General features: G+C 30.6%; 12 protein-coding genes. 6 read left to right on the top strand and 6 right to left on the bottom strand.

Annotated elements, in window-relative coordinates; genetic code table 11:
- Positions 1 to 327: 327 nt before the first annotated feature.
- Genes FNL83_RS03125 through FNL83_RS03115 form a run of 3 tightly spaced genes read right to left on the bottom strand, consistent with a single transcriptional unit; the run spans position 328 to position 3,427 of the window.
- Entirely contained in the window at positions 328 to 651 is a 324-nt protein-coding gene (locus FNL83_RS03125) for a PH domain-containing protein (RefSeq protein WP_001832425.1), read from the bottom strand.
- A 35-nt stretch (positions 652 to 686) separates the two neighbouring features.
- Entirely contained in the window at positions 687 to 1,415 is a 729-nt protein-coding gene (locus FNL83_RS03120; protein ID WP_002438479.1) for a transcriptional regulator, SarA/Rot family, read from the bottom strand.
- Between the two features lie 38 nt (positions 1,416 to 1,453).
- Positions 1,454 to 3,427: an AraC family transcriptional regulator gene (locus FNL83_RS03115; RefSeq protein ID WP_002438477.1), complete on the bottom strand. Its 1,974-nt coding sequence runs from the start codon at positions 3,425 to 3,427 to the stop codon at positions 1,454 to 1,456.
- 571 nt (positions 3,428 to 3,998) lie between these two features.
- Between FNL83_RS03115 and FNL83_RS03110 the strand changes: the two genes are divergently transcribed.
- Complete coding sequence (locus FNL83_RS03110) at positions 3,999 to 4,772, top strand: CHAP domain-containing protein (RefSeq protein WP_002440903.1); 774 nt, start codon at positions 3,999 to 4,001, stop codon at positions 4,770 to 4,772.
- 448 nt (positions 4,773 to 5,220) lie between these two features.
- Here the strand turns inward: FNL83_RS03110 and nhaC are convergent, their stop codons facing one another.
- Together nhaC and FNL83_RS03100 are read right to left on the bottom strand one after the other, a co-directional pair.
- A complete protein-coding gene (nhaC, locus tag FNL83_RS03105) occupies positions 5,221 to 6,618 on the bottom strand; it encodes a Na+/H+ antiporter NhaC (protein WP_001832636.1) in 1,398 nt (465 codons plus the stop codon).
- Positions 6,619 to 6,682: 64 nt separating this feature from the next.
- Complete coding sequence (locus FNL83_RS03100; protein WP_001830031.1) at positions 6,683 to 7,753, bottom strand: NAD/NADP-dependent octopine/nopaline dehydrogenase family protein; 1,071 nt, start codon at positions 7,751 to 7,753, stop codon at positions 6,683 to 6,685.
- A 381-nt stretch (positions 7,754 to 8,134) separates the two neighbouring features.
- Here FNL83_RS03100 and FNL83_RS03095 point away from each other — a divergent pair, with 381 nt between their 5' ends.
- The 5 genes from FNL83_RS03095 (at position 8,135) to FNL83_RS03075 (ending at position 11,257) form a co-directional block, all read left to right on the top strand.
- The gene (locus FNL83_RS03095; protein WP_001830040.1) at positions 8,135 to 8,629 is read left to right on the top strand and encodes a DUF4870 domain-containing protein; all 495 of its coding nucleotides are present in this window, start codon (positions 8,135 to 8,137) and stop codon (positions 8,627 to 8,629) included.
- Positions 8,630 to 8,950: 321 nt separating this feature from the next.
- On the top strand, positions 8,951 to 9,424 hold the full coding sequence (locus tag FNL83_RS03090; RefSeq protein WP_001830036.1) for a CHAP domain-containing protein: 474 nt from the start codon (positions 8,951 to 8,953) through the stop codon (positions 9,422 to 9,424).
- A 152-nt stretch (positions 9,425 to 9,576) separates the two neighbouring features.
- Positions 9,577 to 9,903 carry a DMT family transporter gene (locus FNL83_RS03085; RefSeq protein WP_001830041.1) on the top strand — a complete coding sequence of 109 codons (327 nt, stop codon included), beginning with the start codon at positions 9,577 to 9,579 and terminating at the stop codon, positions 9,901 to 9,903.
- 5 nt (positions 9,904 to 9,908) lie between these two features.
- On the top strand, positions 9,909 to 10,226 hold the full coding sequence (locus tag FNL83_RS03080; RefSeq protein ID WP_001830046.1) for a DMT family transporter: 318 nt from the start codon (positions 9,909 to 9,911) through the stop codon (positions 10,224 to 10,226).
- Positions 10,227 to 10,303: 77 nt separating this feature from the next.
- The gene (locus FNL83_RS03075) at positions 10,304 to 11,257 is read left to right on the top strand and encodes a 2-hydroxyacid dehydrogenase family protein (protein WP_001832639.1); all 954 of its coding nucleotides are present in this window, start codon (positions 10,304 to 10,306) and stop codon (positions 11,255 to 11,257) included.
- Positions 11,258 to 11,397: 140 nt separating this feature from the next.
- Here the strand turns inward: FNL83_RS03075 and FNL83_RS03070 are convergent, their stop codons facing one another.
- On the bottom strand, positions 11,398 to 12,522 hold the full coding sequence (locus tag FNL83_RS03070) for an FAD-dependent monooxygenase (RefSeq protein WP_001830037.1): 1,125 nt from the start codon (positions 12,520 to 12,522) through the stop codon (positions 11,398 to 11,400).
- Positions 12,523 to 12,640 lie beyond the last annotated feature (118 nt).

Raw genomic sequence — 12,640 nt, 5'->3', positions numbered from 1 at the left:
CCATGTTACAAGGTACATTTTAAACAAATAAGTATAAGAATTCAATATTTTTATAACTACAAAATGCATTTATACATTTATTTCTTAACCAAAACATTTATAATAGTGAAATTGATGTAATTAAAAATATTAATCCTAATAATATATCACTAATTAAGTCATCGTATTTTTTAAAATTTTAATATAACATATCTGTTTAATTGGGATTGATTCGTATACATCAAAAGAGCAGTCAATTATTTTACATAAGGAATTTTAAAGGTATCAAATCTTTTACAATTCAAAATTTTAAGTTCATTGTAAATATCACATAATAAACTAGTATATTTATTGAATTTGTTGTTTTATATAATCAACAAAAGCTTGTACATCTTCTGTCTTAATTTCACGCATTGGAACTGTTCCAATATTGAACTCAAATATAATATCTGAACCATCACAATGAATTTGATTAATTTCATCATAACGTATATTACGATAATAAAATTGTCCATTCATATCAACATTCATAATTAACCGTTCATTTGTAGCTATGAAGGCACCTTCAAATTTAGTCTGACCCTGCACGTTATACTCAATCATACCTAATACAGAAGGCCCTTTTTTCTCGGTAGGAAATAAATCATCAGGATTCACATTGTCTAAAATCATTCTTTCAGCTCCTTTTGTTTAATATAAATTTTATTTTACACATGCTGTATTCCCTGTTCTAATTTATTGTAACATTCCTCGATTTCTGACTGAATCACATTAACTTTTTCTTTTCTAAGTGTTAATACAATATAGCGTTCATCATCTCTACTCCGACTTTTAATGAGATAACCTTTTGACTGTAAGGTCTTAATAATAGGTCCCATTGCAATGATTCCCTTTAAAGCATGTACTTTTATGCTTTTAAATGTAGTCTTGTTATCACTAATGATAAGTAACCCAAGAAGGTATAATTCTTCTAATGTTAAATGTTGAGAGGTGCAAGATTGTTCAATCACTCTAAATTGACTATGGCACTTTAAATAATACGATAATAAAGTTGAATGATTAATTTCGTTTATTAATGTAGATTTCACCTCTAAGAAGTGTTCTAATTCTTCAATTAATTGAGTTATTTTACTACATTGATTTTGAGTTAATGTAATAACTAGTCTACGTTGGTCGTATGGATGTCGTTTTTTTGAAATCCAATTAAATTCATATAGATGTGTAATACTTTTTAACAATTGGTTTTTTTGATAATTTTTGTAAAAGATGATCATATTTAAACTTAAATCTTCTTTATGATTTTCAGTGAAATGTAATATAAATATTAATAATTTAAGCTGTTCAATTGTCAACTGGTGGCCATATTTCAAATATTCTATTGTGACGTGATCTAATACAAAATGGGCTAAGAATCGTTTAATCTTCTGTTGTTGCATTTGATGATAATCCTTTCTTAGTCAACAACCTTGCACGACTACGAACAAAGAAATGTTAAATGAGCAATACTCATTTTAGGAAGATCAACTATTGCTTGTTGGCTTTCTTTACTCTTCAACTTTGCTAACCAATATTGATGTGGGTATGATATATGACTATCTAGCTCATTATTCTCATTCATTAAAAGTGGCATCATTTCTATATATTCATATTCTGCATGGTTGAGTGATTGAATATCTGAAAAAATTAATTGTTGATGGTTTACATTTTCCTTAATCGTATTTTTTAAAAAGATAGCAATGGCCTGATATTCATACTTATATTTAGTCATAATGATTGCATCATCTTTATAGACGATTGTACCCCTTAATTGGTTAAACATTCTTATTACATAAGACAAGATATGATGCGGTTTTAAATTTGAATGATATGTGTATGTGGTAGCGTAATCAAAGGACGGTTGTATTAAAACTCCCCTTACTAAACCACACATTTTAATTAATGTATGAATATGTTGAAGCCATGGATATTCTACAACCTCACTTTTTAAATCGGTCAAATAGCTGGTTTCCAAAATGACTTTTTCAAATGACATCTCTTTAATATATAAATGTAATTGATCAATAGGAATGAAAATTTGAGTCACTTGTTTTTCTAAATTTTGATAATTAACATTTCCAATTTTCTCATTTTTAATACGATAATTTAATTTATAATATTCAAAATAAGAGCTAATCATCTTTTTTAACTGCACCACTTGTTTTAACATCATGTCCTCTACTATAAATTCAATCTCAAGTTGATTAAATTCCCTAAGCATAATGAATAACATTTGAAATGTTAACTTCAGAGCCATTTTTTCCTTTGATGTAAAAGTATCATGTCGATCGGTAATGATTTTAAATGTTGGAATTAAATTCAAACCGGAACAAAAACGTAAAATTTTCAACATCTCATAACGACATAACTCTTTGTTTTCAATCATAGAAGTGTAGTTAAGTTCTATTACATAACGCATTGATTTTTGACTTAAACTTAAATTACGCTTTATATGAACTATCTGTTCCTGATCAAGAATAGTACTTCGGTTATCTTCAATATAAATATCATAAGAACGATATTTTTTTCCTTTATCTGACATCTCAATATATTTTTTACTTATTATTTTTGAATCTAAATCTCGTAATTCGTGAATGTTCATAAGAAAATGTCTATCTAAATCAATTTCTTCAGCAGTATTTTTGAAGATAGACGTCGCTATATAATCTCTTCTAATCAATTTAGGTGTATAACCATATGTATTTTTGAATAATTGTATAAATCGAGAATAATGATGAAAACCATGATCTATAGCTATTTCTTCGATAGGTTTATGGGTTGTCAAAATATCTATAAGACAAAATTTTAATCTAAGTTGATTTAAATATTGATTAAATGTTTGAAATGGCGTTTGTTTAAACATTGATGTAAGTGCTTGATTTGATAGGTTAACAGCTTCAGCTAGTTCATGTTTGTTGATTTTACTGTCATGATGATCCACTAAATATTGATGTATATCTTCAGATAAATAAAAATCTTTATTTACATCAAGTTTTGGTTTCTTTAGATAACTCAATTCAATAAGTAAAAATTGTATCAACCTTTGTATCTCGGACACATCATTATAAGATAAACAATGGAGCTCTAATATTTTTAATATCCAATATTTTATTCTATCTCTACTACTTTCATCAATCTTTGTACCACTTATTAAAAATTGAGTATCCTTCTGACTAAGATATCGATGTATAGGTATATCGATAATACAACACATGGTCTCTGTATTACTTAACAGTGAATACGTATCATTCATTACAACAAATGCTATATCATCTTTCTCTAATATATGTTTCTGAACATTGATAGTGACTTCACATTTTCCTTTCAAACAATAAAATACCTTTACACTCAGTGCCTTTTCTGTATTAATGGCTAAATTATTAAAAACACGTATCGAATAATTTTCTCTCATATGTCTTCCTCACGATGTCCTAGTGTGTATTTTAAATTAAACTTCTCCCCGATTGCTAAACTAAATATAACTAGACAACATCTATTTTTCAGTGTCTATTATACAACTCTCAAAAAATTAGTAGTAACAAATTAGATTTTAATTATATCAATTTTCTTTTCTATTTATATAGCTTTTTCAAAATATTGCTCAATCATATCATCAAATCAACGTAAAATATCAAAAATTCAAATACTGTTTATTCACATTGCTATGTTAATTATTATCAAAAAGAATTTTCAGTAATTTTACATTCATGTAACAGTGTTTGTGTTGCTCAAAATAAAATACTTTAAAAAAGCTGAGCGTATCATTTCTATTCATATTACATAAATTAATTGGGTTAAATGAGATTGTGTAACAATATTAGCAAAAAATTACAAATCAATAACAATGCACACAAACATCAATTTTTCTGTTAGAGTATGGCTTGTCGTTAAACAAGAACGAATAAAAATTTATTTTGTAACTCATTGATCACATGATTATTAATTATAAAAAACTAGTTTAATTTTTAGGAGGATATTTAACAATGAAAAAAATCGCTACAGCTACAATTGCAACTGCAGGAATCGCTACTTTCGCATTTGCACACCATGACGCACAAGCAGCAGAACAAAATAATGATGGGTACAATCCAAACGACCCTTATTCATATAGCTACACTTACACAATCGATGCTGAAGGTAACTACCACTACACTTGGAAAGGTAACTGGAGTCCAGATCGTGTAAATACTTCATATAACTATAATAATTATAATAACTACAACTACTATGGTTACAATAACTATAGCAACTACAATAACTACAGTAATTACAACAATTACAACAACTATCAATCAAACAACACGCAATCACAAAGAACAACTCAACCGACTGGTGGTTTAGGCGCAAGCTATTCAACATCAAGTAGTAATGTTCACGTTACAACAACTTCTGCGCCATCATCAAACGGTGTATCTTTATCAAACGCTCGCTCAGCATCTGGTAACTTATACACTTCAGGTCAATGTACATATTATGTATTTGACAGAGTAGGTGGCAAAATCGGTTCAACGTGGGGTAACGCAAACAACTGGGCAAACGCTGCAGCACGTTCTGGTTACACAGTAAACAATTCACCTGCTAAAGGTGCAATCTTACAAACGTCACAAGGTGCATACGGACACGTAGCATACGTTGAAGGTGTAAACAGCAATGGTTCAATCAGAGTTTCAGAAATGAACTACGGTCACGGTGCAGGTGTTGTCACTTCACGTACAATCTCTGCGAGTCAAGCTGCTTCATATAACTATATTCACTAATCACATATAAAACTTGTATAACATAGTCAAATACCTGAGACATTGATTATCATTGTCTCAGGTATTTTTTAAGCAGTATTTTATCAACTTATACAGTGTAGAACCATTTTTCTTTATATAAGATTAAAACAATACATCGACGCTCTATGATTATAGATATTAAAAAATTGAGATTAAAACGTATTAATAAACGCTTTAACCTCAATTACAACTTTAAACAAATTCAATTGTTGTGGTAGTTTTCTCAATAATTATGTCATCTCAAAAATAGTGTCAAAAGAATTCGTCGTGTACTGTCATGCATTTATTTCGCTACATAACAAATACATGATATGTACTTAAAGGATATTAACAAACTTGAAACGCCTTATGATACTATAGCTACAATTTATATCGTAAGTTAATGTTTCAACTATTATCTACATTCCACTTACAATAATATTTAAACTTATTTTCTACTTATTTTTTTAATTCCTATACCTGTAAAGCCATAAATTATTGCAATGAATGCACATAAGTAACATGGGATTGCCCATATAAAGAACTGATCAACTGAAACATTAAGTTGGTGTGCATAATATATACCAGATGTGCCCCATGGAATGAGTGGCAATACCATTGTACTTGAATCTTCAAGTGTACGAGATAACACTGACTTTGAGACATTCATCTTTTCGAACATATCTTTCATAAGTACGCCTACCATAATAATAACTATTGAAGCAACTCCAGCTGCAAATACTAGCATAATACTACAAACTACAGTTATTAATATTAGTGTTCCAACTGACTTTACGCCTTTAGCTATTGTCTCTAAAATTACGTCTAAACAACCTGCCTTTTCAACAATACCAGCAAAAGCATAACCACAAAATATAGTTACAATGATTTGAGTCATACTCATCATACCACCCTGCTCAATCAACGTCTTAGCATTATCTGAAATATGAGACTGGTGTAGCATTGTATGATTAAATCCATCAAAAGAAGCTTTAAAACCATCTTTCATATTAAATTGATGATCGAATGTTCCAATAACTAAAGCACTGATACTAGAGATAAGCATTGACGGTACTGTAGAGATTCTAAATATTAAACATAAAACTATGATAATAAGTGGGATCCATACCCAAAAATTCAAGTTATAAATTGTTGTTAATTCTTTTAATAGATTTTGAATTTGTTGTGTATTTGCGTCTCCCTTATATTGTAATCCAACAATAAACCATATAGCCAATCCTATTATAGAAGCAGGGATTGTTGTCCACATCATCGATTTAATGTGAGCAAAAATATTAACTTTAGTTACAAGAGCTGCCAAATTTGTAGTATCAGATAATGGAGACATTTTATCACCAAAAACCGCCCCTGCAATAATGGCACCAGCAGCCATACCTGCTGGCACACCTAATTGATTAGCAATTGATATGAGTGCAATGCCTGCTGTAGATGCCGATCCCCAAGCCGTTCCTGTAGCGATTGAAGTCATTGCACTGATTATAAATGCTGATACTAATAAATAACTTGGGTTTAAAAATTTAAGTCCATAGTAAATTAACGCTGGAACTGTTCCAGAATACATCCAACTTCCTACAATGATTCCAACAGCTAAAATAATAAAGATAGCTGGCATCGCCGTGCTCAATCGATGAGTAATCCCCTCTTCTAAATCCTTCCATTTTAATCCCACTCTATGTGCAATCAATGCTGCATAAGCTGAAGAAATTAATAATAATATTTGTATCGGGACATTAAAGAAAACAAAACCAATTACTACAACGACAACCATAACTAAAATAGTAGAAATAGATTCTAAAAAAGTAGGATATCTATACTTTTGAGTCATACTTTTGCTCCCTTCAGTATGATTTGAAACAAAACCTCTTTTCTTAAATTTTAATTGCTAAAAATTACTCTAATCCTAATTTATCTAAGCCTAATTCCTCGATAGTGAGGCCCTCTTCAAAGAAATCGCGTTCAAGAATAGTTGAAGCTATCATAATAACAGCATCGATATTAGGTGTCGGGACATCAATGACACGTCCTAAACTAGACCATAATACTAATCCATATGCGATATCTTCAGTTAAATAACGGTTTTCAACGTGATTCGGTCCTGGAATTTGAGAAAACACAGGACTAGTATTAAAAAGACGATTTAACGGTTCATCCTCGTCTTTCCGTTCTAAATAACCCCTTTGAATACGTGATTCTTTGGCAGTCGATAATTCAAAACCTAATTTTCTCCCTAAATTTAAACGTTCTATCTCAATAGCATGTAATAATCTCACAGTATGTTTTGTTATGCCTTCTTTATATAAAGAAAACTCTTCTGAATAATCAATACGTCCAACGTTCAATAATGTTGGTCCAGGATGTACTTCTGGGTTACCATTTTCAAGATTAGTTTTAAGTAAACTTTCTTCTTTTACAAGATAATCGTAAATTTTAGATACCTTTTCATAACTTTCATTTAACTCACTACGATCAAATGTTGAAAAGAACACCCGACGAACATTTAAAGATAAATCTACTTTAGCATTGTTAAAGTCAACACGTGTACCATATGTTAATGTATTTGCTTCTGCAAAGTGTGGATGGACATCAATATGACGATCTTCTAATACATTCATAAATCGTATTGAACCCATTGAAGCAGCAATGTTAAAGAAAATGAGATGGTCGTTCGTCACAAATTTTGACATCACTTTAGCATAATATTCAATGAATGATGAAGGAATAATTACCTGAACAATGTCTGCACCATCTAAAACATACTCCATATCATCACTAATATCAGTAAACTCTATAAACTTCTCTTCTCCCTCATTATTAAAATCAAAGCCACCTTTTTCTAGGGCGACATCAAATTTACTAATAGATTCGTTACGACAATATAATCGTACATCATGACCTTTATCTACCATATCCACTGCAGCAGTTACTGCACCATTACCTGAACCTACAATAGCTATTTTCATTTTTTTACCTCTTTTCACTAAATTTTTATGCTTATACTACAATAAATCACTAATATATTTTGTATTCTTGCCATAAAAAAGGAGTGGTTCTCAATTCAAACATAATCTGATTGAACGATGTGCCTCTCCACATGTATGTAATGATTAAAATATTTACTAGATCTGCATTATAATATAAAATTTTACCATTTACATTACTATTATATATAACGCTTAAAATTTTATTAATAGCAACAGTACTATATAACCAAATTATCTATATTTCAAACTACTTCGTCAATCGATATAAAAATTAAATTTAACATTTAATTAATAATTAATTATTGATACAATTATAGTTGCATTAAGTGATTTTTTTTACAAATGGAGGTAAAACCTATTATGGATAAACACACGAATTACAATGAATTAAAATCTAAGAATGTGTCTGATCAAACTTCATCAGATAATTTATCGAATGACAGTACAGTACACCACCAATCAACTATTCAAAATGAGGAAAGTCAAGATAATCGTTTAATGGCAATGTTAATTTATTTATTAAGTTTATTTACTGGTATCATTGGTCCTTTGATTATTTGGTTACTCAAGCGTAAAGAGTCCCGACTTATTGATGTATCTGGGAAAACGTATCTGAACTATTTTATTTCTTATACTATCTATTCAACAGTAGGCGTGATATGTATGTTTATGATTGTTCCTTTAATGAATATAAGTGAAAGTTTAGCCATCTTATTATTAATTTTGCTGCTGGTGGTAGTCTTCATCTTATTGGCATTGTTAATAATGTCATTTGTGTGTACAATTATTGCTTGCGTAAAATATATGTCTGGCAAAACTTACACTATCCCACTCACGATACCTTTTATAAAATAAGTTACATTATTACAGAATCATTGTAATAAAACACTTGAACTTATTTACATTATGACCCTCCAAATCTTGATTTGAAGCACATTAACAATATAAATTGAGTTCGTAATCTTGGTTATCTTTTATTACATAGATAATCAAGTTTTTTTATTTTGTTTACGAATAAGTAACAATCCCCATATTTTCAATTAAATCTGTTAAAGTATTCAGTGTTGTTAAGAACAACTACATGCACACACATAAATGAGTAAACATGTTAATAATTTTCAAATCAATTTGCAGTACATCTAATAAATATTACAATTTTTGGAGGCGTTAAATATTATGAAAAAAATCAAAACAATCTCGACATTGGTAGCTGGACTTGGTATAGCATTTCTAGGTCACACAACACATGCAGATGCGGCTGAAAATAACAATCAACAACAAAGTACATATAACTATAGTACAACTGAAGTATCATTTTCTAATTCAGGAAATTTATATACTTCTGGCCAATGTACTTGGTATGTTTATGATAAAACTGGTGGAAAAATCGGATCAACATGGGGTAATGCAAATAGCTGGGCAACTGCAGCTCAAGCAGCAGGATTCACTGTAAATAATACACCTGAAGAAGGTGCAATTATGCAATCATCTGAAGGTGCTTTCGGACATGTTGCTTTCGTTGAAAGTGTCAATAATGATGGTTCTATTACTGTATCAGAAATGAACTATGATGGTGGTCCATTCGCTATAAGCACACGAACAATCTCTGCCAGTGAAGCAAGTTCATATAATTACATCCACCTGAATTAATCAGTATTCAAATTATTAAAATTGCTCCAATCTATTCTTGTGTAAGAATAGATTGGATTTTTTATTTGATAGTAATGTTTGTGAGAAGCCATTGCCTCGAAGTTACGAATTTGAGAAAATGGTTCTATTACTTTAATAGGAGGAATAAAAGAATGCAATGGCTTAAAGTTATATTAGCCGGTTTTATTGAAATCATCTGGGTCACTGGACTTGATCAAGCGCACTCATTGTTTACATGGATATTTACCCTCTTTTTTATTGCTTTAAGCTTTTTTCTAGTCATTGATGCTTCGAAGCACTTACCAGTTGGTACGGTATATGCATTTTTTGTCGGAATCGGTGCTGTTGGTACAGTGTTAGTTGATATGATTTTCTTCAACCAACCATTTACTTTCACTAAAATCTTTTTAATAATGACCCTTATTTTAGGAATAATAGGATTAAAACTGACAACTGATGCAACGAAAGAAGGGAGATAAAAAGTATGGCTTGGTTATTTCTAATGATAGCCGGAAGTTTTGAAATTTTGGGTGTTGTTCTATTAAATGAACTATCACGTACAAAGAATAAAATTTATGTCATTTTTTTAGGATTAGCATTTATATTAAGTTTTAGTACATTAAAATTTGCAATGGTATCTATTCCTATGGGTACTGCATACGCTATATGGACAGGAATTGGTACAGCTGGTGGTACATTAATTGGAATGATTTTTTATAGAGAATCTACACGTTTAAGTAGAATTTTATGTATTTTATTAATCATCATTTCAGTTGTTGGATTACGTTTAATAAGTTATTAATATCAATCATTAAGGTTTAATGATTGTTTGCGCTTTCTTGTTTTACTATACTATTCATAAAAGAAGGAGTGATGGTTATGACAAAAGTTTATATTGCAGGCGCAATACCTGAAGTGGGACTTAACTTATTGAAAGAACATTTTGAGGTAGACATGTATGATGGCGAGGGGCTTATTGATAAAGAAACCTTAAAAAAAGGGGTAGAACATGCAGATGCATTAATTAGTTTACTATCAACTTCTGTTGATAAAGATATTATTGATAGTGCTAATAACCTTAAAATTATAGCGAATTATGGTGCAGGTTTTAATAATATTGATGTCGAATATGCAAGACAACAAAATATAGATGTTACAAATACACCACACGCTTCGACAAATGCTACTGCTGATTTAACAATCGGTTTAATTTTATCAGTAGCGCGTAGAATTGTAGAAGGAGATCATTTATCCAGAACAACAGGTTTTGATGGTTGGGCACCCTTATTCTTCCGAGGCAGAGAGGTATCAGGAAAAACTATTGGTATTATAGGCTTAGGTGAAATTGGAGGTGCAGTAGCTAAACGCGCACGCGCATTTGATATGGATGTTCTGTACACTGGTCCTCATCGTAAGGAAGAAAAAGAACGAGATATCGGTGCGAAATATGTAGATTTAGATACTTTACTTAAAAATGCAGATTTTATTACAATCAATGCGGCATATAATCCATCACTGCATCATATGATTGATACTGAACAATTTAATAAAATGAAATCTACTGCCTATTTAATTAATGCAGGACGTGGTCCAATAGTAAATGAACAATCTTTAGTTGAAGCCCTTGATAATAAAGCTATTGAAGGTGCTGCATTGGATGTATATGAATTTGAGCCAGAAATCACTGATGCATTAAAATCATTTAAAAACGTTGTGCTTACACCTCACATTGGTAATGCAACATTTGAAGCTAGAGATATGATGGCTAAAATTGTTGCGAATGATACAATAAAAAAATTAAATGGTGATGAACCTCAGTTTATTGTCAATTAACTGGTGCATTCAACAACATAAACACAAAAAGAGCTATGAAGATATTGAGTTGAGTCTCTATCTTCATAGCTCTTTATTTATTAAAATGACTGCATTTTTAATATTTAACTTTATCATTTAACAATGTATGTCATCATATATTACTTTTCTTTGGATTTGTATAAAAATTTTGTTTGAGCTGATGCCAAAGCATTTGGTATTAATTTCATCGCGGTATTTCTAAGTTTAACAGTTAATTTATGATGCTTTTGAGCCATTTTACCTATCTTTTTCGAACGCCTAATCACTTTTGCGGTATGTTTAACTCTAAGTTTATCATAACGCTCAATCGCTTTATTAAAATCATATTTTTCTAAACAATTCACTAATACAATTGCATCTTCCATAGCTTGACTAGCACCTTGTCCCATATTAGGCGTAGTGGCATGCGCAGCATCGCCCATTAAAATAGTACGTCCATAAACGAATGTCTTCAGTGGTTTTAAATCATATATGTCATGAAGTAATATACCTGTTTCACTTTGTCTTTCTAACACATTTCTCACTTCATTTGGAAAGTGATTAAAATATGCTTGAAGATGGGGTTTTCCAAAAGATTGATATTTTGGATCTCCTTCTTTAGCATGAACAGTAATAAACCAATAAGCACGTTGATTAATTAATGGGACTATACCTACTCGCCCTTTAACACCCCAATATTCATTCGCAACATGTTGGTCATTAAATTGTACATCTTCAACCATGCCTCTAAAACATGTGTAACCATTGTAACGAATTTTAGTTCGTGCACCTACAGACTCTCTTACTACAGAATGTAACCCATCAGCACCAATACACAAATCAAATGATTCACTTTCCTGTTTGGTAAAATGTAGGGTAACCTTACAACTCGTTTGTTCAATTTTAGTAACTTTAAATCCTGTGTGAATAGATGATTCTTCGACATATGACTGTATGATCTCAATTAAAGTTTGTCTAGATAATGCGACATTTAGGGAATGAGACTTCAATTTAGCGCTCATTAATGGGGTGCCTTGCTCATCATAAATATTCATTGCGGTAAGATTTTGACCAGCATTTTTAATGCCTTTAGCAAGGTCATGATGCCCTAATTTTTTTAAAACATTATCTCCTATCCCAATACCAGCGCTTAATTCGTTTATAGAAGTATTTTTTTCAAACACTTTAACTTGATGACCTTGTTCTTCTAATAACGCAGCAGCAGTTAAACCACCTATACCTGCGCCTACTATTGCTATTTTCATGTTTTACACCTCAAATTTATCATTCTTTATTATTTTAGCATACACACACATGTTGAAAAGCAAACCCTTCTATTTTAATTGTCAATAAATACAATTCTCTAATTAAAAATAATGAATA

It is taken from the genome of Staphylococcus epidermidis, assembly GCF_006742205.1.
In the GTDB taxonomy this organism is placed as follows: domain Bacteria; phylum Bacillota; class Bacilli; order Staphylococcales; family Staphylococcaceae; genus Staphylococcus; species Staphylococcus epidermidis.
Note: the sequence above shows the minus strand (reverse complement) of the source record. Positions and strands in the feature narration are given on the sequence as shown.